The 25422-nt window shown below is 54.7% G+C and carries 18 protein-coding genes; 12 read left to right on the plus strand and 6 right to left on the minus strand.

What is annotated here, in order from left to right; translation table 11 throughout:
* The first annotated feature begins 18 nt into the window (after nt 1–18).
* The 11 genes from NP596_RS08020 to NP596_RS08070 all read left to right on the plus strand — a co-directional run bounded on the left by NP596_RS08020 (nt 19) and on the right by NP596_RS08070 (nt 15138).
* The gene (locus NP596_RS08020) at nt 19–3492 is read left to right on the plus strand and encodes a choice-of-anchor O protein (RefSeq protein WP_256614787.1); all 3474 of its coding nucleotides are present in this window, start codon (nt 19–21) and stop codon (nt 3490–3492) included.
* Between the two features lie 533 nt (nt 3493–4025).
* Nucleotides 4026–4523: a 5-(carboxyamino)imidazole ribonucleotide mutase gene (gene purE / locus NP596_RS08025; protein WP_256614788.1), complete on the plus strand. Its 498-nt coding sequence runs from the start codon at nt 4026–4028 to the stop codon at nt 4521–4523.
* A complete protein-coding gene (locus tag NP596_RS08030) occupies nt 4520–5614 on the plus strand; it encodes a 5-(carboxyamino)imidazole ribonucleotide synthase (RefSeq protein WP_256614789.1) in 1095 nt (364 codons plus the stop codon). Before purE ends, NP596_RS08030 begins: the two co-directional genes overlap by 4 nt.
* Nucleotides 5615–5680: 66 nt before the next feature.
* Nucleotides 5681–7042 carry a V-type ATP synthase subunit B gene (locus NP596_RS08035; RefSeq protein ID WP_256614790.1) on the plus strand — a complete coding sequence of 454 codons (1362 nt, stop codon included), beginning with the start codon at nt 5681–5683 and terminating at the stop codon, nt 7040–7042.
* On the plus strand, nt 7023–7622 hold the full coding sequence (locus NP596_RS08040) for a V-type ATP synthase subunit D (protein WP_256614791.1): 600 nt from the start codon (nt 7023–7025) through the stop codon (nt 7620–7622). The genes NP596_RS08035 and NP596_RS08040 overlap by 20 nt, the downstream gene beginning before the upstream one ends.
* Nucleotides 7623–9425: a V-type ATP synthase subunit I gene (locus tag NP596_RS08045; RefSeq protein WP_256614792.1), complete on the plus strand. Its 1803-nt coding sequence runs from the start codon at nt 7623–7625 to the stop codon at nt 9423–9425.
* On the plus strand, nt 9422–9871 hold the full coding sequence (locus NP596_RS08050; protein WP_256614793.1) for an ATP synthase subunit C: 450 nt from the start codon (nt 9422–9424) through the stop codon (nt 9869–9871). The genes NP596_RS08045 and NP596_RS08050 overlap by 4 nt, the downstream gene beginning before the upstream one ends.
* Nucleotides 9872–9881: 10 nt before the next feature.
* Nucleotides 9882–10574 (plus strand): hypothetical protein, encoded by a 693-nt coding sequence (locus NP596_RS08055; protein ID WP_256614794.1) that lies wholly within the window; start codon nt 9882–9884, stop codon nt 10572–10574.
* Nucleotides 10571–11281 (plus strand): DUF2764 family protein, encoded by a 711-nt coding sequence (locus tag NP596_RS08060; protein ID WP_256614795.1) that lies wholly within the window; start codon nt 10571–10573, stop codon nt 11279–11281. Before NP596_RS08055 ends, NP596_RS08060 begins: the two co-directional genes overlap by 4 nt.
* Complete coding sequence (locus NP596_RS08065; RefSeq protein WP_256614796.1) at nt 11268–13076, plus strand: V-type ATP synthase subunit A; 1809 nt, start codon at nt 11268–11270, stop codon at nt 13074–13076. Before NP596_RS08060 ends, NP596_RS08065 begins: the two co-directional genes overlap by 14 nt.
* Before the next feature lie 136 nt (nt 13077–13212).
* Nucleotides 13213–15138: a GumC family protein gene (locus tag NP596_RS08070; RefSeq protein WP_256614798.1), complete on the plus strand. Its 1926-nt coding sequence runs from the start codon at nt 13213–13215 to the stop codon at nt 15136–15138.
* 174 nt (nt 15139–15312) lie between these two features.
* Here NP596_RS08070 and NP596_RS08075 read toward each other — a convergent pair whose 3' ends face one another.
* Nucleotides 15313–17520 (minus strand): sodium-translocating pyrophosphatase, encoded by a 2208-nt coding sequence (locus NP596_RS08075; RefSeq protein WP_256614799.1) that lies wholly within the window; start codon nt 17518–17520, stop codon nt 15313–15315.
* Nucleotides 17521–17871: 351 nt separating this feature from the next.
* Between NP596_RS08075 and NP596_RS08080 the strand changes: the two genes are divergently transcribed.
* Nucleotides 17872–19119: a hypothetical protein gene (locus NP596_RS08080; protein WP_256614800.1), complete on the plus strand. Its 1248-nt coding sequence runs from the start codon at nt 17872–17874 to the stop codon at nt 19117–19119.
* Between the two features lie 85 nt (nt 19120–19204).
* Here NP596_RS08080 and NP596_RS08085 read toward each other — a convergent pair whose 3' ends face one another.
* From NP596_RS08085 to NP596_RS08105, 5 genes are all read right to left on the minus strand, one after another.
* Nucleotides 19205–20317: an ABC transporter permease gene (locus NP596_RS08085; protein WP_256614801.1), complete on the minus strand. Its 1113-nt coding sequence runs from the start codon at nt 20315–20317 to the stop codon at nt 19205–19207.
* A gap of 3 nt (nt 20318–20320) precedes the next feature.
* Nucleotides 20321–21442 carry an ABC transporter permease gene (locus NP596_RS08090; RefSeq protein ID WP_256614802.1) on the minus strand — a complete coding sequence of 374 codons (1122 nt, stop codon included), beginning with the start codon at nt 21440–21442 and terminating at the stop codon, nt 20321–20323.
* A complete protein-coding gene (locus NP596_RS08095; protein ID WP_256614803.1) occupies nt 21439–23223 on the minus strand; it encodes an ATP-binding cassette domain-containing protein in 1785 nt (594 codons plus the stop codon). The genes NP596_RS08090 and NP596_RS08095 overlap by 4 nt, the downstream gene beginning before the upstream one ends.
* Nucleotides 23220–24248: an HlyD family secretion protein gene (locus NP596_RS08100; protein ID WP_256614804.1), complete on the minus strand. Its 1029-nt coding sequence runs from the start codon at nt 24246–24248 to the stop codon at nt 23220–23222. The genes NP596_RS08095 and NP596_RS08100 overlap by 4 nt, the downstream gene beginning before the upstream one ends.
* A 249-nt stretch (nt 24249–24497) precedes the next feature.
* A complete protein-coding gene (locus NP596_RS08105; RefSeq protein WP_256614805.1) occupies nt 24498–25076 on the minus strand; it encodes a beta-class carbonic anhydrase in 579 nt (192 codons plus the stop codon).
* Between the last annotated feature and the right edge of the window lie 346 nt (nt 25077–25422).

Genomic DNA, 25422 nt, shown 5'->3' on the forward strand with positions numbered 1-25422 from the left:
TTCTATGAGAGGTATTCCATGAATACTATAAATATAAGAATTCCCAGACGAGCCGCACTACTTTTGGTAGCCAGCACGCTTGCACTGGGAACCAATCAAGCTCTCGCCGATGACGGCGGTAACAGCGAGCCCGGCAAACCAATACTGAAGAGCACGTCCAAATTGCCAGCCCCCACTGTAGAAGGTTACCTGGACGAGGCCGAGCACGCCTTCATCGGCCAGATGAAATTGTATGTGCCGATGCAGGCTGCCAGTGGCGCTATACCTGGGACGGATCCCGACGCCAACTCTGACGGCAGTCTTTACTTCGACGTTGATGGCAACCAGAAGCAGACGCGTTCTTTGGCTAAGCCACTGGTCGACGTCCACATGTACGGGCCCATGATAGAAGTACCCGGCGTTGGCTTTATCGGCCACGGCAAGCGCGATGCCTACGCCTCTGTGAGCCTGGACGACGGCACAACCTGGAAAAAGACCAATCTCTCCGAATCCGCCACCGAAACTTCTTGCGACAACGCCAATTGCAACATCACGCGGACGGATGTGCCTTTGTTCGCAGACACCGCATATAAATACCCCGGCGATGTGACCAACCTTTTTCACAGCATCATGGGCAACAAGGTGCTGGTGGCATGGCAGAGCCGTTATTGCGGCAGCGGCCAGCCCAGTTATTCGCTGGACAACCCCGAAGCTTCGCCTGAACAGATTGCTCGCCGCGCCGCAATCGCGGCCTATTTGGGCATCGACATGACGACAGCCTCGCCGGACGACCTTTATTTGATCGATATGTATGGTGTCGGCGGCTCCCAGGGTTCCGTCAATTACGCGGAAGAGGACGACTACGTGCCAAACCAGGCAGTCGGAGAAGTACCCTTTAACTGCCTTTGGACATCCCGCGGCGTGCTGAACAAGGGTGACGACCCTCGCACAACGGATGTCACCGAGTCGAGCTATATGCGTTGGTTCAAACCGGAACGCTTGACCTCCGGCGTGCGCGATGTTAACCGTATCGAAACCGTTTGCGTGGCAGGCGCCGGTTGCGGCATCACTTGGCAAGAAGATCCCGACGGCTTACGCGGCGGCCAGGGCGAAGGCCCCGGCGAAGGCTGGAGCGGCGCGGTCGCCAACAGCCAAACCGACATTTGGTATTCCTATATCGATGCGGAACATTTCGACGTGGCGCAGGATCCGGCCGATGCAACCGGCGCGACACCCATGACGCTCGCAAACTATGAGCTGGCGGCGGCTGCCCCCGATAGCGACAGCACCCAAAAACCCAAGCCTTTCGTACCTTTCGCCATGCCCATGCGGCTGACCGACAACGCCAAGTGCAACGTAACCAATCCAAAACCCTACTGTTACGGTTCGGCCATTGTAGGTACGGTCGCCGATGAAAATAAACCGGTCTTTCCGGTCCCGAACGCGACACCGATGAGCTATGGGCTGAAGGATATGTGCGCTAAGACCGTTACGGTTATCACGGGCAAACAAAACCCGAAAGAAACCGTACTCTGCGTGACCCAGGATGGTCTGCCACTGGTCGGCAACACCGCTGCCACCCGCCCACGGCTGGCAATGTATGGCTACGACACCACCGGCAAAGTAAAAGACGCAGTCGTGGATAGTGCTTTCGTCGCGGTAGTCGCCGAGGAAGACAAGGGGCTTGGCGCGTTTACCTTCGACGCAAGCGGCCTTGCCTGCGAGCAGGAAGGCAACAACGATCCCGACTGCTTTACGTTCGACGAAGGCAAGAACATCAAGTATTTCACCTTCAGCATGTCGATTAAGGACACCGTTGGCGGCAAAACTCAAGACGGTTTGTTAACCAACCTGACACAGCCCGGCCATCAACTCAATCAGCCGGAAGTGAACTGGCAAACCGGCGCGTTCTATCCACCCCGGAACACCAGCGAGTTTTGGAATTTTGTTGGCGAGTCAGGGGATTTTAACTTCAACATCTACAACACCGAGATCGCGCGCCGCGGCAGTTGGCTGGGGCAGGACATTTACAAGGTGCACAAGGACACGTCGAAAGCCGCCTACGGTTTGCTGGCCTTACCGACCTGGAAACAGGGCATCATGAACCAAGGCGGTCCCGCGGATGTTATGTCGCGCCGTATCGTGATACCGAACAGAGGTAGGTGGAATCTGGCAAAGGACGGCAACCCTTATGCTTTCCGCAATATGGCTTGCGATAACTTGGCCGAGCAGAATAATCCTTATTACCCAGGTGGCCTCTGCCTGGATTCCGCCGTCAACCTGTCGGCCACTATTCCAGATACCTGCACGGATTCGGGCACCGGCGAAGCAATTGCCTGTCCCGCGGTCACAATAGGAAGCGCGCCCTTTGGCACCACTACCACTAACCCGGTGCTGCAAGGAAGTCAGGTCGAGCCCAATAAAACCAAAGTCCTATCCTGGCACCAGTGCCCCGCCAGCTTTACCACGGTAAGTTCCACCGCTGGGACAGCGCTGTCTACCTGTGAGACCGACTTGAGGGCGGATGCCAGCACCCTGGCCGATCAGTCCTGGTACAACCCGCTGGATGTAGCAAAAGGCCATCGCGGCTTCCTGGATGGGGATATGGTGATGATGTTGTATGCGTGGTCGCCGAACTGGCGTCTCAACGTGGACGGCCACGACCGCTACGAGCTGTACATCCGCCGCTCCTTCACGGGCGCCACGAGCTGGACCACTCTGCCGTCGAAATACAAATACTGGGATCCTAACGACAAAAACAAGTACGTTGGCGTTGGCACGGTCACTTGCGAAACCTTCCGTAGCGACCAGACTCAGGCGTCCGGAGATTTGCTTGAACCCAGAGTGTGCAATAGCTATGCGGCAGGCGCCGCCGAGCAGGCTCGCAACGTAACTCAACACCAGTCCATGCGGATCACCACCCTCGACCCGCGCTTCGCGATGACCGGCTCGCCGCAAGGCGTCAGCAACACACTGGATCCATTCGGCTACGGTGCTAACCCCTACGGTGAAGACGTGCGGAATCCATCGCGCTTCTTCATCGTGTACGAAACCGGAGACAACACTACCGCTTCCGAAGGCGAGCCCGAGCCGCTGGACCTGTTTTATAGCCGCGCGGTGAACTTTGGCGATGCCTATCAGGTGTGGGCGGAAGAAAATGACTTAAGTACCTGTTACCCATCGGATCCGCATGGCGACATCGACCCTGACAAGGGCGTACCCGCGGAGCAGATAGGCTCCGGCTTCTGCAACGAGTTCGACCAGCTGGAGCAGGGCAAACCCGGACTAGAGGCAAGCGAGGGCAGCCTGACGGCCAACCCTGGCGGCCAGTTCCTCTATGGCGTCTGGGCGCAATTACAGCACCCGGTGACGAACGGCGAAACGCTGTGGGACGAAGTGGAGTCGGCAGACGCCATGGCCCGCCGGGTATGGTGGATAGACGGCTACATCTCCGACACCTGGGGTTGGGATTTTGGCCAGGGTAGCGGAGACGGTACACCAGCGAATCCATAGCCTTACCATCGCATCCTGCCCGTATTAGATTCCGGGCAGGATGTCTCACCGCGTACGGCTACCCTTACCTCGTATGACACCACCTTCGCAAGGCGGAAGCCAGCGTAGGGTCGTAATTGCCAGCACAGTTGCAAACATGGCTTCTTCAACTCCGGTTTTAAGAACCAGCCGGTGATTTTTTCATGATTTGAGTCATTAGTTTTTCACTAATTTGGCATGCTTTTCACCGATTGCGTCCTCCGACACCTTTCGATGCCGGTTTCACGCAAAACGGTGCTGTTTTTCGGCCTCCGGGTAGATGTCAATCGGCTATCCCGCCGATTGGCCGGAGTTTCTTTCTTTTGTGCGGCCTCGATAACTGCTCCATGCGTTGTACTGCCTTCGGCATCTCTCCGCTTCGCGAACCGCTTTCAAGCAAACTAAACTCCACATCCGTTCGAATCGCACCCCAGCCAACTCGCCCGGGCAGGAAAATTCGCTTTTATGCGATAATGCCGCCGTTTTCGACTAATGCATAACACCGGAGATTTTGCATGACTGCATTGATAGGCATCATCATGGGGTCCACCTCGGACTGGGAAACCATGCAACATGCCGCGCAAACCTTAGAACATCTCGATATTCCCCATGAAGTCGAGGTGGTTTCCGCGCACCGCACGCCCGACAAGCTGTTTCAATACGCCGAAAATGCCGAAAGCAAAGGTTTGGAAGTCATCATCGCCGGCGCCGGCGGTGCCGCGCACTTGCCCGGCATGACGGCCGCAAAAACCGCAATACCGGTGTTGGGGGTGCCGGTGCAATCAAAAGCCCTGAACGGCATGGATTCGTTACTGTCCATCGTGCAAATGCCGGCCGGTATTCCGGTCGGCACGCTGGCGATAGGCAAGGCGGGGGCCATTAACGCAGCTTTGTTGGCGGCGGCGATTGTCAGTAACAAGCATCCGCAATACCGCCCCGCTCTGGATGCTTACCGCCAGCAGCAGACCGACAATGTCACCGCCAATCCGGACCCCAGGCAGGTGCAAGCATGAAGGTCGGAATTTTGGGGGGCGGCCAACTCGCCAGGATGATCGCCTTGGCCGGCTATCCGCTGGGGCTGAAATTCATCGTGCTGGATCCGGATGAAAACGCCGGGGCGGCCGGATTAAGCGAGCATTTGCAAGGCGCGTATGACGACCCGGACCTGTTGGCGCAATTGGCGGAAAAAGCCGATGTGGTCACCTACGAATTTGAAAACGTGCCCGCGCATGTGGCCGAATTTTTGGCCAGCCACACTAGCGTCTATCCGCCCGCCAATGCCTTGGCGGTGGCCCAGGACCGGTTATTGGAAAAGAATTTTTTCAACGAAATAGGCATAGGCACCGCGCCTTATGCGGCAATTGATAATCTGCGGGATTTACAACACGCTATGGCGACCATCGGCTACCCGGCCATTCTAAAAAGCCGGCGGATGGGCTACGACGGCAAAGGCCAAGTGGTGTTAAAGTCCGAGGCGGAATTGGAATCGGCCTGGCATTCGATGCAAGGCGCGCCTTCCATTGTGGAAGGCTTTGTACCGTTTCAGCGCGAAGTTTCCATCATCGCCGCCCGCCGCCCGTCCGGCGACATCGTGTTTTATCCCCTTTCCGAAAATCAACACAGCGGCGGCATTTTACGCGTGGCTAGAGCCTGTACCGGCGACGCGGAGCAGGCCATGGCCGAAGACTATGCGCGCCGCTTGCTGGAAAAGCTGGATTATGTGGGCGTGATTGCGCTGGAACTATTCGATGTAAACGGCCGGCTATTGGCCAACGAATTCGCGCCACGGGTACATAATTCCGGACATTGGAGCATAGAAGGCTCGGAAACCAGCCAGTTCGAAAATCATCTGCGGGCTATTTTGGATTTACCGCTGGGTTCCACCCAAACCCGCGGCCATGCGGCCATGGTCAATTTCATAGGCGGGCTCCCGGATACGCGAGAACTGCTAAACTTAAGCCATGCCCACTTGCATTTGTATGACAAATCACCCCGCAAAGGCCGCAAGGTAGCGCATGCCACCGTCAGAAGCGACGACGCGGGCGCATTTAATAACACTCTACAAACGCTTTCCGCCCTGGCGCGACGGGTCGATAATTCGTAAATTTGTTATCTGTGATCACTTGAATAACCGCCGGGCAATAAAACCCGGCTTTAAATGGAGTTATGAATGATTGAACACATGATTAGACACTACAAGATTCTGTCTATCGTTGGCAATATCATCACCGTCCATGTCGACAGCCAGTCAGCCCGGCAAGAGATTACTACCCGATTCGGGGATTTAGCCCAAGTCGAGGACGGCAATGGCACTCAATCCTTGGCGCAAGTTATTAAAATCGATGGCGGCAAAGTGTCCCTGCAGGTGTTCTCCGGCACCCGCGGCATCTCCACCGCCGCATCGGTGCGCTTTTTGGGCCATGCACTTCGGGTGACTTATTCGGATAACATCCTGGGCCGCATATTCAACGGCATAGGGGAACCGATGGACGGCGGCTCGGATTTGGAACCGGACCCCAAAGTCAGCATTACCGGCGCGTCGGTGAATCCGATGAAGCGGGTATTGGCCTCCAAGATGATCCGCACCCAGGTGCCGATGATAGATGTGTTCAATTGCCTGGTGGAAAGCCAGAAAATCCCCATTTTTTCCATCGCAGGCGAGCCTTACAATGCCTTTTTGGCCCGCGTCGGCATACAGGCGGACGCCGACATCGTGGTGTTTGCCGGCCTGGGTTTGATCTTCGACGATTTCCATTATTTCCGCTCGCAGTTTGAGCTGGCGGGCGTGTTTGCCCGTACGGTGATGTACTGCAATCTGGCTTCCGACCCCATCGTGGAACGCTTGCTAGTGCCGGATATGGCCTTGGCGGTGGCCGAACGGTTTGCCGTGGAAGAAGGCAAACGGGTGCTGGTGTTAATGACCGATATGACCGCTTATGCCGACGCCATGAAGGAAGTCGGCATTTCCATGGAACATGTGCCGTCCAACCGCGGCTATATGGGCGACTTATATTCGCAATTGGCCAAACGCTACGAAAAAGCCTGCGATTACAAAGGCGCCGGCTCGGTAACCATTTTGACCGTCACCACCATGCCCGGTAACGACGTTACCCACCCGGTACCGGACAATACCGGTTACATTACCGAAGGCCAGTTTTACCTGCACGACGGCATGCTGGATCCCTTCGGTTCGCTGTCGCGCCTGAAACAGCATGTGATAGGTAAGGTGACTCGCGAAGACCATGCGCAAATCATGAACACCATGATCCGTTTTTATGCCGCCGCCAACGATGCCGAACAAAAGCAGTCCATGGCTTTCGATTTATCCGGTTACGATCAAAAACTGCTGAAATTCGGCAAACTGTTTAGAAAGCGCTTCATGGACATTAACGTTGCGCTTCCCCTGGAAGATGCGTTGGATTTAAGTTGGCAAACTCTGGCGGAATGTTTCTCCGAAGATGAATTGTTGATGAAGCAAGCGTTGATAGACAAGTATTTCCCCAAGGCCGGTCATGGCGAAGCTGTCGCTTAACAAAGCCGCCCTGCACAAGGAAACCGGCAAACTGAAACGCTACCAGCAATATTTGCCGTCTTTGGAATTAAAGCGGCAAAAGCTGGTGGTGGAGCGCGCCAAGGGCTGGGCCAAATTCGAGCATACCAACCAGCGCATCGAACAATGCCGGCAAATCGTGGCGGATTCTCTGCCGATGATAGCCAATCGCGATATAGACCTCGGCCACTTGGTCAGTGTGCATGCGCTCGAACTGGATAAGGAGAATATCGTCGGCATCAACCTGCCGGTGTTAAAACGGGTCGAGCTGGTCAGCAAACCTTATTCGCCCTACTTGAAACCTCACTGGGTCGATGCCCTGGTCGTACAACTGCGCGTGATGCTGGAATTGCAATGCCAGCATCGCATCGAGCAACAACGTCTGGAATTATTGAATATTGCGGTCAAAAAAGTCACGCAGAAAGTCAACCTGTTCGACAAGGTTTTGATCCCGAAAACCCTGCAAAACATCCGAAAAATCCGCATATTTCTGTCCGACGCCGAACGTGCCGATGTGGTGCGATCCAAACTCACCAAGCGATTGCGGGCAGCGGAGGATTGAATGGCGATTGTCAAACTTAAGAAATTGACCTTTTGCGGTTTGATCGAGGACAAGGCAAAGGTGTTGGAGCAATTACAAACCCTTGGAAACCTGCATTTGATTTCCCAGACGTCCTCTAAGCGCGCCAGAGAACGGGATGGCGGCAAACAATCCGATCGTATGATCGAAGCACTGAGATATCTGCACAGTTGCCCCAATAAGCGTCATCAAGCCAAACACGCAAAAACTTTCCATGTCGATCAGGTGGTCGACGAAGTATTGAAACTCAAAAGCAAGATCCGCGAATTGTCCGACCGCTTCGATTTATTGCAAAAACGTATCCGGGAACTGGAACCCTGGGGTGACTTTCGCTTGCCCGAGGCCGGCTTGCTGGCCGAACAGCGTTTATGGTTTTACATCATTCCGAAACGCATGATGAAACAATTGCGGGGCTGCAATCAGGTTTGGCAGACCGTGTATCAAAACAATCTGTTCTGCTATGTAGTGGTCATTTCCGAAACCGAACCGCCCGAACATGCCCTGCCGGTCTCCAGAACCCATACCGGATCGCAACCCTTATCCGCACTCGAAGAACAGCGTAGTGAACTCGAATTGAGCTTGGAAGACCTGCAGGCGCAACGCGAATCCTTGACTCGTTGGATCGCATTGTTGACTTTGCATTTCAACGAATCCGTGAATCTGGACGATTTGAAACAGGCGCAAACCTTGACCCGCGACGAGGCCGGTGTGTTTGCATTGCAAGGCTGGCTACCGGAAAACTATCTGCAGCGTTATCTCCAGTTCGCCGAGGCGCAGGGCTTGGCCGTATTGGTGGAAGAGCCGACGACTGCGGACACGCCGCCAACGCTGCTGGTCAATCCGCCGTTATTGGCCGGCGGCGAAGACTTGGTCAATTTCTATCAGACTCCGAATTATCAAGGCTGGGATCCATCCCTGATGGTGTTCTTCTCCTTCGCGCTGTTTTTCGCCATCATTACGTCCGATGCGGGTTACGCGGCGGTGTTTGCCGGTATTTTGGCGGTAAAATGGCGGCGCCTTGGCCAAAACATCAAGGGCCGACGGATTCGGGTGTTAGCCGCTACCGCCATCTTGCTGTCTATAATCTGGGGGATTTTATGTGGCAGTTACTTCGGCTATGGCCCGCAAGCCGGCGGCATTTTGGAAACGGTTCAAGTGTTTGACCTAAAAGACTTTGACGGCATGATGCGATTTTCCATCGCGGTCGGCGTGATTCACATTGCGCTGGCCAATTTGATCAAGGCTTGGCAACTGCGCGCCTCCAGTCAGGCTTTGGCGCCAATTGGCTGGATTGCCATGGTGTCGGGCGGATTTTGCTATTGGCTGGGAATGGATTCCGGTACCGGCATATTGCAGACAACCGGTCAAGTTTCCTTGGGTTTAGGGGCCTTGTTATTGCTACTGTTCAGCAGCGAACGCAAGGTCAAGCATTGGAGCGATTGGTTTTGGCGGTCAGTGACGGGCGTCGAGAGTCTGATTAACATCACCAAACTATTTGGCGATGTTCTCAGTTATATGCGTTTATTTGCCTTGGGTTTGGCCGGCGCCTCGTTGGCATTGACATTCAACAATCTGGCCGAGCAAGTGTTTCATGCTCTACCTGGCCCCGGTTTATTCTTTGCCATTTTAATTTTTGTGCTAGGACATGCGCTGAATCTGTTGCTGTGCATCCTGAGTGGTCTGGTACATGGGCTGCGTTTGAATTTCATTGAGTTTTATAATTGGAGCGTGTCTGATGAGGGTTACCCGTTCAAAGCATTTTCAAAAAAAGGAGTCAATTCATGACTGAAGTACTGATCATTTTAGGTTGGATAGGTTTATACGCCCCGATGGCAATGGGTGCTCTCGGCAGCATCATGGGTTGTGCGGTAGCGGGTCAAGCCGCCATTGGCGCAATGCTGGATACTGAAACCGGACACGGACGCTATGTCGGCGTATCGGCCATGGCGTCGTCTCAGGTTATTTTCGGCATCGTGGTGATGTTTACCCTCAACAGACCCGTCACCGCCGAGAATGCGCCCGGCTTGTTCGCCGTGGGGGTATTATCGGGTCTGGCATTGATGTTGAGCGCCATTTATCAGGGCCAGTGTTGCGCGGCGGCGATTCATGCCTCCAAATCCAAACCGGAGATCTTTGGCTTGTCCATCGTACCGGCCGCCATCATCGAAGGTTTTGCGGTGTTTGCGTTTATTTTTGCGCTAGTGGTCGCCGGCGGCATTCCGAAAGGCTAAGGACGTAACCATGAAAGAAGAGGGAAAAGCCGATTACGCATCATCCGGCGTTGAACAACTGATAGAGCGTTTGCGCGACAAGGCCATCAATGTGGGCCAGGCGAAAGCCGAGGACATTGTCAGCAATGCGCAAAAACGCGCGGCCTGGTTGATCGACGAAGCCGAACAGGAAGCCAGGCATATTGTTTCTAAGGCCAGGGCCGAAGCGGAGGCCTTAAAGGTTGCCGGTATCGACGCGCTGAATCTGGCCTCTCGCGATGCCTTGCTGAAACTGCGCGACACCTTGCTCGGCAGCTTCAGCCAGGAAGTGCAGCGGGTGGTGGGCGAAAAAATGGCTCAACAGGAATGCATCGAACAGATCATTCTGGCGTTAGCCGGTCAGGTACGGGATAAAACCGGACTGGATAACCTTCAGCAAATTACCCTGGTGCTGCCGCAAGACATCATCGGTGTCGAAGAGTTGCGTAATAATCCGGAAGAACTGCGGCAAGGCGCTTTATCCCATTTGAGCGCTGCCATAGCCGGCGATTTATTGCATAAAGGTGTCAATTTCGAAGTCAGCGACCAGTTCAAAGCCGGTTTGCAGATCAAACTCGAAGAAAGCGCCATGAGGGTGGACTTTACCGATGCGGCTGTCGCTGAGCTGTTGTTGAAACATCTGCAGCCTCGTTTTCGCGCCTTGCTGCAAGGCATTGTCAAGTGATCCAGCAACAATTCAAATACACGTTGTTGTTGAGTAGTTTGCCGGTACAGCCGGTCGAGCTGTTTTCGACCAAAATACTGCCGATTTCGCGCATCCAGCTGGACAAACGCCTGCTATTGCTGGATACGGAAGACAGCGCCGATTTAGTCCGTATCGAAGAATTGTTGCACTGGTCGAAAATGCATGAATGGGACGACTTCAACATCATCAGCCACGGCCAAGAAGCGATGGCTTTGATTCGCAGCGACTTTTTGCGTTCCCTGGTGCAGTGGCGTCTGGAGCTTAGAACCCTTTTGACCGTGTTGCGGCGCCGGCACGCGGGGCAAGAGCTGCCTGCCGACCAACAGTTTTACGGCTTTTGCGACCGCTTGCGCTTGAGCTTCATCCGCCGCAATTGGCATAAACCCGATTTTGGCCTGGGTTTATCCATCCCCTGGCTAAAGCCGGCGCAACAGTTGATAGCGGAGGACAAAACATTGGAACTGGACAAATTGATGCTGACCCTGAATTGGAATCACTATGCCCGCCTGAGCTTGGGCCACACTTTCGATTTTCCCGCCGTCGTGCTTTATGTGCTGCGCTGGTATCTGATCAACCGTTGGGTGAGTTACGATTCCGATAGGGCCCTGTTACGATTTAATGAATTAATCTGTGCCGAAATGGCCAATGTATCGCTGGAGTGTGAAGGAAGCCATGAACGAACCTAAGCCATCGGAAGCTACCGCCCGCGTCATCGCCGTACAGGACGATATCGTCTCCATCGAATCGCAAGGCGATGCCTCGCTGACCAAGAACGAAGTCGTTTTTGTGCTGCCCAGCCGTAGCGAAGCCAAACACCAGGAGCGCCTGAAAGCCGAAGTGCTGCGCATATACGGCAAGCGGGCCGATGCCCAGGTTTATGAAAGCACCTTGGGCGTCGGCGTCGGCGACCCTGTGGTGCAAAGCGGCGAGCAGCTGTCGGTCGAACTCGGTCCCGGCCTGTTGTGCCAAGTCTACGATGGCCTGCAAAACCCGCTGGATTTATTGGCCACCAAATTTGGTTATTTCCTGCCGCGCGGTGTCGATTTACCCGCGCTGGATCGCAACACCAAATGGGCCTTTACGCCTTGCGTGCAAACAGGCACCAGACTCTATGCCGGCGCGACCTTGGGAAGCGTACAGGAGCGCCGTTTCAAACATAAAATCATGGTGCCTTTCGATATCAAGGGCGAAGTGGAAGTGGTATGGATTCAGCAAGGCAATGTCACGGTAGACGAAGCGGTGACCAAAATACGCCTGCCCGGCGGCAAGGAGCAAATTGTCACCTTGAAACAGCGTTGGCCGGTAAGAAATCCCTTGTCGCAAACCATGCTACGCAACAACGTCAACCAGCGCCAATATCCCAGCGCCCCGCTGGTAACGCATTTGCGGCTGATCGATACTTTTTTTCCGATTGCCTTGGGCGGCACCGGCTGCATACCAGGGCCGTTCGGAGCGGGCAAAACCGTCTTGCAAAGCCTGATTGCCCGCAATTCGGAAGTGGATATTGTCATTGTGGTGGCCTGCGGCGAACGGGCCGGCGAGGTGGTGGAAACCATCAGCGAATTTCCGTTGATGACCGACCCCCGCACCGGCGGTTCCCTGATGGACCGCACCATCATTATCTGCAACACCTCGTCCATGCCGGTGGCGGCGCGCGAAGCCTCGATTTACACCGGCATTACCCTGGGCGAATATTATCGGCAAATGGGCTTGAATGTACTGTTGCTGGCGGACTCGACCTCGCGCTGGGCGCAGGCCATGCGGGAAACTTCCGGACGCCTGGAAGAAATTCCGGGCGAAGAAGCCTTTCCTGCTTACTTGGACTCATCTATCAAAAGCTTATACGAACGGGCCGGCGTGATCGCCAATGCCGACGGCCATATAGGCAGTTTAACCATGATAGGCACGGTTTCTCCGGCCGGAGGCAATTTTGAGGAGCCGGTGACTCAGTCCACCTTGAGCACCGTAAAAACCTTTTTAGGTTTGAGCGCCGATCGTGCCTATAAGCGTTTTTACCCGGCGGTCGATCCGTTGTTATCCTGGTCGCGGTATCTGGAGCAGTTAAACCCTTGGTACCAACGGGAACTGGCGCCGGATTGGACGGAACAGGTGCAGGCGGTCCTACGCTTATTGGGCCACGGCAATAGCGTGCATGAAATGATACAAGTGGCCGGCGAGGAAGGCGTCACGCTGGAAGATTTCATCGCTTACCAGCAAGCCCTGTTTGTCGATATGGTGTATTTACAACAAGACGCCTTCGATAACGTGGACGTGTCGGTGCCGCTGGCGAGGCAGAAAGAAACCTTTATGTTAATCGTAAAACTGATTGCCGCCGATTACCGCTTTGCCGATCAGAACCATGCACGGGATTACTTTACCCGTTTGACCGGCTTGTTTAAAAATTTGAATTACGCGGTCTGGCAATCGGCCGAATACAAACAACTGTTGGACAAGATTATTCATTTGAACACGGCGTCGTAATTTCAGACTAAGCCTCCCGCCGCCGCTCGGCGGGCCGCCGGCCGATGCGTAAAGTCTGCGGGCCGCGTCCGCTTTGGACTAGAATAGCCGAAATGCCGAGGCATTGAGCAGTCACCTTTCTTTCAGGCGGTCAATCATGAATTATCAAGCGCATGCGTATCATATGGCGTCGGACGAACTTGACCATTCAAGACGCTTCAAATCGCCGCGTTTGCGGCGCTGGCTGGTGTTTTTGCTGGTTTTCCTACCCTGCACGCTGGTTTCGCAAATTTATATCTTTCTGCAGCCGGCCATTTATCAAAGCGTGGCCACGGTGTTGACCATGGCGGCCACCGATATAGACCAAGCCAGCCCCGCCGCGGATATTCAGCATGTTAATATCCAAAAACAACTATTGCTGGGCGGGGCGATTCTGGAAAAAACCGTCGAGCATTTGCAAGGCATGCTGACCAATAACCGGGAATGGACAACGGACGAATTAAAAAACATGTTCGCCGTGCAAGCCGAACCCGGCACCAATTTGGTCCATTTGCAGGCCGAAGGCCCCGAAGCCAAAGTTTTGCAACGTGCCGTCAATGCCTGGATAGAAACGTATTTGCGGATACGGGCCGCATTCGTTGCCGAAAACACCGACAAAGTCACCGCGGAAATCAACGATCAGTTACGGCGGATCGAGCGCCAAGTGACGGAAAAGCGCGGCGAAGTCGAGCGTTTCCGCTTGGCGCACGACATCCTGTCCGTCGAAAGTGCCGACAATCAGGCGCATGCCCGTTTGCAAGGCTTGAATAAAAGCTTGAATAGCGCCCTGGAAGATGAAGTTAAAGCCAAGGCCAAGCTGGACACCATTCTGGCCGCCATATCCAGAAACGAAGTCGTGGTGCCGGAGGAAGATACGCGCGCAATGGCGGTTTTGCTGCAGCAAGCGGAAAAACTGCGCGAGGAATTGGCCGCCATCGAAGCGCATTACACCAAGGACTACATCGATCTCAATCCCAACCTTCACAAGGTGCGGGAACAATTAATGGAAATCGAAGCCAAAATTGCCCAAAAAGCCAGCGTCGGCAAGGATTTTGCCCGCCAGGAAGCCGAACACAATTATGCGGCCGCCCGAGAAGCGGTAATCGCCATAAAGCAGCAATTGCAGGCGCATAAACAACTGGCCGCCGACTACACCTCGCAATTTGCGGAACATCAGGCACTGCAACAGGAATTGTTGAAACTGGAAACCTTGCAACAAGATACCAAGCAGCGGCTGGCGGACATCGATGTCAAACAACGCGAAAAATACCCGCAGGTCGACGTGGTCGAATGGGCGACGTTGCCGGACAAACCCATCCGGCCGAATTATCTGCGGGAATCGTTATTGGCGCTGGCGGGCAGTTTGGCGCTGGCGTTGCTGGCTGTACTGATCCTCGATTATTTAAGCCGGGAGCCCCAACCGCCCGCCCCCATGTCGTTGGGCGGCATTCATTTGCACCATCAGCCGCGGGCGATGCTGGATGTGTCCGGGCAACCGGCGGCCCAAGTCGGTTACGATCCGTTGAAAGCCTTGCCGGCCGCCGATACCCCCATGGAGTTGCCGCGCCAGGAGGTCCTGGTGCTTACCCGAATCGCCGAGCCCTCGATCAAGGCGGTCATTCACCTGCTGTTCAACGGCTTATCGCTGGCCGAAATCCTCTCGTTAAGCCCCGAATGCCTGAATTTTGCGACGCGGTTGATTTTGATACCCGGCCAACGCAACGTGGCGATGACGGCTTCCGTTGCCGATTGCCTTACCGAGGTTTACGCAGTGGAAAATTGGCCGACCGAAGCGGAAATCAAAACCCTGCTTTGCTGCGCGGCGATTGACGGCGGCTTGCCCGACCCGGAAAACATTACGATAGAAACCCTGCGCTATACCTATATGCTTTTTTTAGTCCGCCAAGGCATCAAATTGGCGGATTTGACAAAAGTCGTGGGCGCGCTTTCACCCAGTCAATTATTGGAGTTGGGTCGGTTTTCGCCGACTCAATCCGGCCTGCCTTTAGAATCGATCGATCTGGATTACTTTGTAAAAACCTGACTCGCTCGATTTCGCTCCCAACGCCTAAGGGTTTCGTCAAAAATACCATCCCCGTATTTTCGGGGATTGTTGCCGGTGAGAGTGGCTTTAGCCCCGATCGAGACGCTCATCGCGGCTAAAGCCGATGCTACAAGTAAATGTCTCGGTAAGCTGTTTCGAACCATATCCTAAGCGTTAAAACAAACTCCAGGTAACCGTTAATCCCGCCATCACGATCGAAACCATGCTCATCAACTTGATCAGGATGTTCAAGGATGGCCCGGAGGTATCTTTAAACGGATCGCCTACCGTATCCCCCACCACGCAGGCTTTGTGTACATCGGAACCTTTCCCGCCCAAATGGCCTGCTTCGACATACTTCTTGGCGTTGTCCCAAGCCCCGCCGGCATTGGCCATGAAAATCGCCAACACAAATCCCGAGGAAAGCCCGCCAACCAACAAACCCATCACGCCGGAAACGCCAAAAACCACGCCCGTAGCCACAGGCACGATGATCGCCAGCAATGACGGAAACAACATGGCTTTCTGTGCGCTTTTGGTTGAGATTTCCACGCAACGCGCATAATCGGGCAATCCGGTGCCGTCCATAATGCCCGCGATTTCGCGGAACTGACGCCTGACTTCTTCCACCATTTTTTGGGCGGCGCGCCCTACCGCGTTCATGGTCAAGCCGCAAAAGACGAAGGCCATCATGGATCCCAAGAACATGCCGATCAACACTTTGGGATTCATCAAGGTAACTTGATAGTAGGTCATGAAATCTGCAAAACCGGCTTTTTGGGTATCGAAACTTTCACCACTGGCAAATACCAGCGTGTTATGGCCGATGCGTATCAGGCCGATTTTAACTTCCTCGATATACGAAGCCAGCAAAGCCAACGCGGTCAGCGCCGCGGAACCGATGGAAAACCCCTTACCCGTGGCGGCGGTAGTATTACCTAAAGCGTCCAGGGCATCGGTACGTTTGCGCACTTCCTCGCCCAAACCGCTCATTTCGGCGTTGCCGCCGGCGTTATCGGCAATCGGGCCGTAAGCGTCGGTGGCCAGAGTAATACCCAATGTCGATAGCATGCCGACGGCGGCAAACCCGATGCCGTACAATCCCATGCTTAAGTTTTCCGCCCGTAGCATATTCGCCACATCGAACTGAATGGCGCACAAATACGATAGGATAATGGCGGCGGCAATCGTCATAACCGGGATCGCGGTTGAAATCATGCCAAGACCGAGACCGGAAATAATCACGGTAGCCGGCCCGGTCACCGCGCTTTCGGCAACTTTTTGGGTGGGACGGTATGAGTGCGAGGTGTAATATTCGGCGGTTTGTCCAATGATAACGCCCGCAAACAAACCGGTAACCACGGCAAATGAGATTCCAATCCAGTTAGGCAAGCCGATCAGATACAGGATCGCAAAAGCAGCCATGGCGGTCAGCAAGGAACTGATATTGACCCCCAGATTTAACGCAGCCATCAGTTGTTTCATGTTTGCGCCTTCCCGGGTTTTAACCAGAAAAATACCGATCAGGGACAGGAAAACCCCGACCGCGGCAACCAGCATCGGCGCCAGCACGGCCTTCTCTTGCAAGGCGGGGTTCAACAGAAATGCCGACGCCCCCAAGGCAGCCGTTGCCAAAATCGAGCCGCAATAGGATTCGTAAAGGTCGGCCCCCATGCCGGCGACGTCTCCTACGTTATCGCCCACGTTATCGGCGATGGTGGCGGGATTACGCGGATCGTCCTCGGGAATGCCGGCTTCGATTTTGCCCACCAAATCCGCCCCCACATCCGCCGCTTTGGTGTAAATGCCACCGCCTACCCTAGCGAATAAGGCCTGCGTGGATGCTCCCATGCCGAAAGTTAGCATGGTGGTGGTGATAATGACGAGTTTATGGCCAGGTTCGATTTCCTCGACAAAATAATCCAATACAAAATACCAAGCCGATATGTCGAACAGCGCCAAGCCGACCACTACCAACCCCATCACGGCACCGGAGCGGAAAGCGATTTGCAAGCCTTGATTCAAGGATTTCGACGCCGCATTGGCGGTACGCGAAGAGGCGTAAGTGGCCGTTTTCATGCCGAAGAATCCGGCAAGTCCGGAAAAAAAACCACCGGTCAGAAAGGCAAAAGGTACCCAGGTATTTTGCAAACCGAAATACGCCATAACAGAGAACAGCAAAGCCAGTACGACAAAGATAAGCGAGACGACTTTGTATTGTTGTTTAAGATAGGACATCGCGCCTTCGCGCACGTACTGCGCAATTTTTTTCATGGTGCCGGTCCCCTCGCTTTCCAGCATCATCTTCTTGAAAAAGTAAAATGCAAAAGCCATCGCGGTGACGGCGGCAAAAGGCACTAAAAAGAAAATATTGTTTTCCATAAGTTTTTATAAATTGTATTTATTTTTGTCGGACGGATGTCCACGGCAAACAGCACAGCGAAAGTTTAGGCTATGTTTGCAATAAAAGGCATGGGCCTTTGGTTAGTTACCTCGACTTAATCATGTAAAATGGTATTTATTCGCAGTCACTTAAAACGCTGCCGTTTGCTCCCTCTCCTGCCGGACGACTGCAACGATGCAGAAGGAAGGGTAATGCCGGGAGAACGGGGTGAGGAGATTGGAACAGGCAAAACACCCGATTTTGATGCTCCTCGCCCCACCCTCTCCATCCGGAGCAGGTGTTTGGTGCTTCGCGCCGAATAGTTACAAGTTCTTTAGATTGCACGATATATGAAAAATATGAACAGACTATTACTTATTTTATCCGTGAGCTTTTTGCTAAGCGGTTGCGCCAGCTTCGGCAAGGGCATCACCGAAGCTATTTTAGAGAAACAGGACGAAGAAGACACCCGTTTGTGCGAAATTACCGGCAACGGCTTCGCCGGACTTAAACCGCAATTGGAAACCCCCGGCCGTAAAATGAAAGTGTTGATGGTGCACGGTGTCGGCAATCACTTGCCCGGTTACGCCACCGAATTTCTGGAAAAACTGGCCAAGGAATTGGACCTGCCGGTCACTACCCGGGCTTACAAGAATATCAAGCTGGCCGACCCCAAAAACCCGGAAACCAATTTAGGGAATTTGCGTATTCACCGCTATCTGGATCAGGCGCAAACTCAAGAATTGCTGTTTTACGAATTAACCTGGTCGGAAATCACCAACAAGGACAAAGAGGTGTTGGCATACGATAATTCCGGCGAGCAGTCCTTCCGGCGCGCCGAAGTCAACGATTTGTTAAAAAAGTTTTCCAACGACACCGGCCCCGATCCTATCATTTATTTGGGTGAAAAACGCGAGGATATATTGGTGGCCTTCGCCCAATCGTTCTGCTGGATGATTAGCGGCGACTGGGACAATTTGCCGGATGACGTGCACAAAGTGTGTTCGTCGAAAAATGTCACGCCGTTTTATAACGACAGCTACGCCTTTGTCTCCCACAGCCTGGGCAGCCGGATCACCATCGATGGCTTGCAGCGTTTGGCCTCGATTTACGCCGATAGCGACAATGCGCTGTATTATTCGGCGATTGCCAATGTGCTGAAAAACAAGGAAGTGCCGATTTACATGATGTCAAATCAATTGCCGATGCTGCAATTGGGCCGGGCTATTCCCAAAATCACCAATCAGGAAGCGGCTTATTGCAAACCGGCCGGCGATAAATTCGCCGAGCGCATGCTGCTTAAAACCAACATCATCGCTTTCAACGATCCCAACGACCTGCTCAGCTACACCCTGCCGCACGATTTCGTCAGCAAATATCTGGATTCGCGTTTGTGCATCAACGTCACCAACGTCAATATCAACGTGGCGAAAATTTACGATGCTTTCGGATTGGGCAAATTGGCCAATCCGATGGACGCGCACATTGGTTACGATACCGACGACCGGGTAATAGCCTTGATCGCCAAAGGCATCGCCAACCCTAGAACCGCGCCTGTCGTCAACGAGCGCTGCCGCTGGATCAGGACGATAGATTAAATCTGAATCGGCAGCCAAACCACAAAACGCACTAAAGACAGCAGGTCTTTCAACTTTGTTGCAACCCGCCTGTTATGTGCCTTTCTCAATACAGGCGTTTCCTGAACAACCAGCCCGCGCAGATCAGGCAGCATAGGCCGATGACGGCCAGCGGCCAGTATTGATCGAGCAAATCCCCGGTTCCCAGGCCTTCCAAGAACACCCCGCGAATGATCACCAGAAAATAGCGTAGCGGGTTGAACAGGGTTAAATGCTGTACCCATTCCGGCATGTTGGCGATCGGGGTGGCGTAGCCGGACAGGATTACCGCCGGCACGATCACCAGAAAGCCGCCCAGCAAGCCTTGCTGTTGAGTGACCGACAACGAGGAGATCATCAGGCCGACGCCGATTACCGAAAACACATACAGCACGATGCCCAGATACAAGGCTGCCAGACTGCCCAGCAGAGGAATCCGGAACCAAAATACCGCCATCAATATGCTGAAAGAGGCTTCCAGGACCCCGATCAGCAAGCCCGGCACCGCCTTGCCGAGCAGAATTTCCGCCGGGGTCAGCGGCGTTACCAGCAACTGATCGAAAGTGCCTTGCTCGCGTTCGCGCGCTACCGACAGCGCGGTAACTATCATCGTCACCACCAGGGTCAGCAGACCGACTATACCGGGGACGATAAACCAGCGGCTTTCCAGGTTGGGGTTGAACCAGGCCCGCACCACCAGTTTGGCCGGCGGTAAGGTTTTATGCCGTTGCCGGGCCCAATCGAAATTGAAATTGCTGATCACAGACTGGGCGTAACCCAAAGCGATCTGGGCGGTATTGGAATCGCGGCCGTCCAGCAGAAGTTGCGCGACGGCCGGTTGCCGGCCCGTCAACAGGTCGCGGCTGAAATGTTGGCCCAGATGCAGCACCAGCAAAACCTGTTTGCTATCCAGCGCATCGGCGATTTGCGCGTGGCGTTCGATGCGCAATACTTCTTTAAAGGCCGGCGCACCGGTAAAGCGGGCGATCAATTCACGGGAAGCTTGGCCCTGATCTTCGTTGTAAACCGCTATCGGCACCTGATTCAGGTCGTAAGTCGCCGCGTAGCCGAACACGAATAACTGTACTATCGGCGGTACGATCAGTACGAAACGGCTCTTTTTATCCTTGAGCAGATTTAGAAATTCCTTGATCAGCAAAGCGTATATGCGCAACCACATGGCTTACTCCAAGCGGCACGGCGCGCGCCACAGGGCCAAACCCAGAAAGATCATCGCCATCAGCAATAGCGCCAGGGCATTGGGAATAATGATCGCCCAGATATTGCCGGCCAGAAACACGGTTTGCAGAATGGCGACGAAATAACGGGCAGCCACCAGATAGGTGAACGCTTGTACAGCGGCCGGCATACTGTCGATGTTGAACAGAAAACCGGACAGTATGAAAGCCGGCAGGAAGGTGACAATAATGGCGATTTGGCCGGCCACAAATTGATTTTTGGCGGCGATTGAAATCAGCAAGCCCATGCCCAACGCCACCAGCATGAACAGCGAGCCGCAGACCAATAATACCCACAGCGAGCCCAGCAAAGGCACTTGAAACAGCCACACCGCCATGGCAATGGCCAGCAGCATGCCGCCCATGCCTAGCAGGTAATAAGGGATCAACTTGCCCAGCAATATCTCGCGAACACTGACTGGGGTGGCTATCAGCGCTTCCAAGGTACCGCGTTCCCACTCGCGCGCCACCACCAGCGCGGTCAGCAACGCGCCGATCAGCGTCATGATCACCGCGATCAGGCCCGGCACCAGGAAATTTCGGCTGCGCAGAGCGCTGTTGTACCAGATGCGCGGCTGCAATTGCACGGCAGTGCTTGGTCGTTGGCCGCGCCGTTCCGCGCGGCTGTTCAGCCAGTTTTGCCAGACGCCTTGAATATAACCATTCAACAAACGGGCGTTATTGGCGTCCACGCCGTCCAAAATAACCTGAATCGCGGCGGGTTCGCCGCCGGACAGTTGCCGGTCGAAATCGGCTTGCAAATGCACGATGGCGTTGATCTGCTTAGCGCGCAGGGCTTGTTGGGCAGTCCGCATGTCGTGGTAGTAATGGGTTTGAAAATATTCCGAATGCTCGAAACCGGCGGTAAACTCGCGGCTTTCCGGCGAGTTATGCTCTACCACCAGTCCGACCGGTACGTGTTTGGCATCCAACGATACCCCGTAACCGAACAGCAATAGCAAAAATACCGGCATCACGAAGGCTATCGCCAGACTGCTGGGGTCGCGCAGCACTTGCAGAAATTCCTTGCGTATCAAGCCTGCCAGTCGTTGGCGGGAGGCCTTCATAATGGTGCCGCCTCGCCGGTTTCCACCAGCCGGATAAAGGCTTCTTCCATGTTGTCGGCGGGCGCCTGGTCCGCGGCAATACCCAGCCGTTTGATCTCCGCCGGGGTGCCCGCCGCCAGAATGTCGCCTTCGCGCATGATCAGCAGCCGGTCGCAATATTCGGCTTCTTCCATGAAATGCGTGGTAACCAATATTGTCACGCCTTGTCCGGCCAGCTGGTTAATGCGAGTCCAGAATTCCCGCCGCGCCAGCGGATCTATGCCGGAAGTGGGTTCGTCCAGAAACAGAATGGCCGGTTCGTGCATCAGCGCGCAGGCCAACGCCAGCCGCTGCTTGTAACCCAGGGCCAGATCGGTGCTGTTGACATCGGCGAACGCTTGCAGGTCGAACTGCTCTAAAGCCCAGGCTATGCGTTGCCGGCGGTGTTGATTGCGCAAGCCGTAGGCGTGGCTGAAGAATTCCAGGTTTTGCCGCACCGACAGCTGGCCGTACAGGGAAAATTTTTGCGACATATAACCCAGCCGGGAACGGGCCTTGGCGGCGGCGCGGCGCAAATCCACCCCGGCAACGCTTAATTTGCCGTTGCTGGCCGGCAGCAGGCCGCATAGCATGCGGAAGGTGGTGGTTTTACCCGCGCCGTTGGCGCCCAGCAGTCCGAAAATTTCGCCTTGGCATACCCGGAACGATAGCTTTTTGACCGCCTGAAACTCGCCGAACCAACGGTCCACCGCATCGACTTCGATGATGGCGGGCTGATTGGCGAAACAGGTCGGCGTCGCGTTATCGAGCGCTGTCACGCAGATCGGCGGCGGCATTTTTTCCAGCGGACGCTGCGCCTGCAACAGCATGATAAAAGCATCCTCCAGGCGCGGGCTGGCCGCTTGGCTGTGCAGCCGGTCGGTCTCGCTGAAACAGGCTTGCCAGTCCGGCTTCGCCTCCGGGCGCAATAGTATCCGTACCGCCTCGCCTTGCACCACGGCATCGATAGCGCCCGGCAATGTGACGGCACGCTGTTGCACGATGCGGTTGGACAGTACCGGACTGGATAAGATAAAACCGCGGCCCGCAGTCAGCGCATGAAACTCGGCCGGACTGCCTTGCCGAAGTATCCGGCCCTGATCCAGCAAAATGACGTGGTCGCAACGCTCGGCCTCGTCCATGTAGGCGGTGCTGAGCAGGACGGTGGCGGCGAAGTCCCGCACCAGGGTTTCGATGATGTGCCATAGCTCGCGGCGCGATACCGGGTCGACGCCGACGGACGCTTCATCCAACAATAACAAACGGGGCCGGTTTACCAGAGTGCATGCCAAACCCAATTTTTGCTTCATGCCGCCGGACAGCCGGCCGGCCAGGCGCTCGGTGAATTTGGCCAGCCCGGTCATGCGCATCAGCTCGTCAAATCTTTGTTGCCGTTCCAGCCTATCCATGCCGTGCAAATCGGCATACAGATTCAGGTTTTCCAGTACGCTGAGGTCTTCGTACAGGCCGAAACGCTGCGGCATGTAACCGCTCAGAGTATGCAGGCTATCGCCGTCATCAGCCGTATTCAAGCCGAAACTCTCAACTTTGCCGCTGTCCGGTAGCAGCAAGCCGGCTGCCAGCCGCAACAAGGTGGTTTTGCCGGCGCCGTCCGGGCCGACCAACGCGGTGACGCCGCCGCGCAGATGCAAGGAAACGTTTTGCAGGGCGCTAATCCTGCGCTGACCGGCCAGGAAGGATTTGCCGACATCCTGAAAATTCAGCGCCGTAGTCGTATCGATGGCGTTTGCCGCTGGCTTCACGGCGCGTCGGCTCGGCAATCCGGTATGGAAGAAGGCGATTGCGCGGTGTCGATGCTCACGGTTACCGGCATGCCCAGCCGCAGCTGATCTTGCGGGTTGCAGACGTACACCCGCAGCTGGTAGACCAGACTGGTTCTGAGTTCGGTGGTTTCGACCGCTTTAGGGGTGAATTCGGCGGTAGGTGAGATGTAGCCGACCCAGCCTTTATATTGCTTGGAAGGAAAACTATCGCTGCTTACCAGGGCCTGCATGCCGTGGCGCAGTTTGCCCAACTCGCGCTCCTCGACATAGGTTCTGACCCAGAGCGTATCCTGCAGAGCCAGGGTCAAAACCGGCGTTTGCGCATTGGCCATGTCGCCGGGTTCCAAGATACGGTTTTGTACTACGGCGTCGCTCGGCGCAAGCAGATGTGCGTCTTGCCAGGCTTTGTTGGCCAGTTCAACGCTGGCTTGATCCGCTTTCAGTTGCGCGCGCGCTGCCTGTATGTCTTCCGCGCGCGGGCCGATTTTGGCTAGAGCATACTGTTCTTTCAAGGCTTGCAGGTTTTCCGTCGCGCTGTCGTATGCGGCCTTGGCCTTGTCGACGGATTGGGAGGACGCGAGTTTTTTGATCGCCAACGTTTGCAGGCGCTGCAACTCCTTTTGTGCCAGCTTGACAGTCGCTTCGGCGGCTTTGACGTCGTTGCGGGCGATGCCGATTTCCTGCGGCCGTGAACCGTGCAGCAGCCTGTCGAGCTGGTGCCGTTGCACTTCCAGGCGAGCGGTGACCAGATCGATTTGATACTGGTAGCCGTTAAGAACTTGGGTGGCGAGTAATTGTCCGGCCTTGACTCGTTCGCCCTCTTGTACCAGGATTTGGTCTACGCGTTCCGGTTCGCGAAAACTCAGTTCGACTTGGCGAATATCGATATTGCCGTATAGGGTTAATTGAGTGCTGGGCGGGGCGTCGTTGCGGAGCAAAAAAAAGGCTATTAAACAGCCCGATACGGCCAGCAATACCGTGGCCGCTATGTGGTGTTTAGTCATGAGTACATTTCCTTTTGAACGAATCAGAATAGTGGTCGCTTATCCTGGTGTGTCCGGCAAATGTACTTGATAACGGCTGCCACTTGTAGTTTTTTTAATGCGCGGAGCCGTTTATCCGGTTAGTGGGACAGCTTAAAGGCCGGTTTGAATTATGCTTGTATTGCCGGTCCGCTCGATCCCCTGGCTTTGAATCGGAGCCGGCTGTTTGCGCGGCTTCCGATCCGGGTTTCTAATTATTTTTATCTTGAATTAACTGGCGCGACCCGCTGCGGTTGCCTCTGGTATTTCGATTAAGCCGCCGGTTTTAACGTCGTATACATAACCGTAAACCGGAATGTTGGACGGCACTAGCGGATGGGCCTTGATGCGGTTTACGTCTTCCAAGACGCTTTCGGCTTGGTTTTTGATGGTCAACCAATTGATGAATTTGCCGTCGGTGGAACCTGGGCCCGCACCGTGATCGTGCCAGCCGGAGGCGTCGACGCTGGCGGTTTCCAGGCTGCTGGCCAGCAAGTCGCTCATTATCTCGTTGGTGAATGTTTCCATGCCGCAATCGGTGTGGTGTATTACGAACCACTCCTTGGTGCCGAGCAATTTGTAGGAAATGACCAGCGAGCGGATGGCGTCGTCGCTGGCGCGGCCGCCGGCGTTGCGGATGACATGGGCATCGCCTTCCGACAATCCCGCATATTTGGCAGGGTCCAGGCGGGCGTCCATGCAGGTGAGGATGGCGAATTGGCGGGCCGGCGGCATGGCCAGACCGCCTTTGTCGAAACCGGATACGTAATCGCGGTTTGCCAGAAGAACTTCATTTAGAATTTTGCTCATAAGAACCTCGGTGTGTGAAAAAACGTCCGGCCCGACGTATCAAAGCCAGACGGTGTAACGACTATCTCCGCCGCAGATTGTATACAGGCAGTGTAGCGGTTTAAAGACTTTGTTTAGTTTATAAAATATAAACTTCTGGTTTAAAATATGTCCTAGCGTTTACCGTGCATAAAAAACTCTAATGTGGTCATACGCTTTTCGACAATAGCGGGAAAGTGTCCGTTATCCGAATCCGTGTTCTCGTTAATTGTATTTCAGTAAGAAGCATACGACATCGCCCGCCGCTATTGGGAGATAGTCTGCGTGCGCACAAAGTCAATTTGCGTTTTTTGGGGGGGGGGGGGGG

This window comes from Methylomonas rivi, assembly GCF_024505165.1.
Taxonomy (GTDB): domain Bacteria; phylum Pseudomonadota; class Gammaproteobacteria; order Methylococcales; family Methylomonadaceae; genus Methylomonas; species Methylomonas rivi.

Coding starts and splice junctions, on each gene's coding strand:
- NP596_RS08020 (WP_256614787.1), top strand. CDS start 19: ATGAATACTATAAATATAAGAATTCCCAGACGAGCCGCACTACTTTTG.
- purE (WP_256614788.1), top strand. CDS start 4,026: ATGACTGCATTGATAGGCATCATCATGGGGTCCACCTCGGACTGGGAA.
- NP596_RS08030 (WP_256614789.1), top strand. CDS start 4,520: ATGAAGGTCGGAATTTTGGGGGGCGGCCAACTCGCCAGGATGATCGCC.
- NP596_RS08035 (WP_256614790.1), top strand. CDS start 5,681: ATGATTGAACACATGATTAGACACTACAAGATTCTGTCTATCGTTGGC.
- NP596_RS08040 (WP_256614791.1), top strand. CDS start 7,023: ATGGCGAAGCTGTCGCTTAACAAAGCCGCCCTGCACAAGGAAACCGGC.
- NP596_RS08045 (WP_256614792.1), top strand. CDS start 7,623: ATGGCGATTGTCAAACTTAAGAAATTGACCTTTTGCGGTTTGATCGAG.
- NP596_RS08050 (WP_256614793.1), top strand. CDS start 9,422: ATGACTGAAGTACTGATCATTTTAGGTTGGATAGGTTTATACGCCCCG.
- NP596_RS08055 (WP_256614794.1), top strand. CDS start 9,882: ATGAAAGAAGAGGGAAAAGCCGATTACGCATCATCCGGCGTTGAACAA.
- NP596_RS08065 (WP_256614796.1), top strand. CDS start 11,268: ATGAACGAACCTAAGCCATCGGAAGCTACCGCCCGCGTCATCGCCGTA.
- NP596_RS08070 (WP_256614798.1), top strand. CDS start 13,213: ATGAATTATCAAGCGCATGCGTATCATATGGCGTCGGACGAACTTGAC.
- NP596_RS08075 (WP_256614799.1), bottom strand. CDS start 17,520: ATGGAAAACAATATTTTCTTTTTAGTGCCTTTTGCCGCCGTCACCGCG.
- NP596_RS08080 (WP_256614800.1), top strand. CDS start 17,872: ATGAAAAATATGAACAGACTATTACTTATTTTATCCGTGAGCTTTTTG.
- NP596_RS08085 (WP_256614801.1), bottom strand. CDS start 20,317: ATGTGGTTGCGCATATACGCTTTGCTGATCAAGGAATTTCTAAATCTG.
- NP596_RS08090 (WP_256614802.1), bottom strand. CDS start 21,442: ATGAAGGCCTCCCGCCAACGACTGGCAGGCTTGATACGCAAGGAATTT.
- NP596_RS08100 (WP_256614804.1), bottom strand. CDS start 24,248: ATGACTAAACACCACATAGCGGCCACGGTATTGCTGGCCGTATCGGGC.
- NP596_RS08105 (WP_256614805.1), bottom strand. CDS start 25,076: ATGAGCAAAATTCTAAATGAAGTTCTTCTGGCAAACCGCGATTACGTA.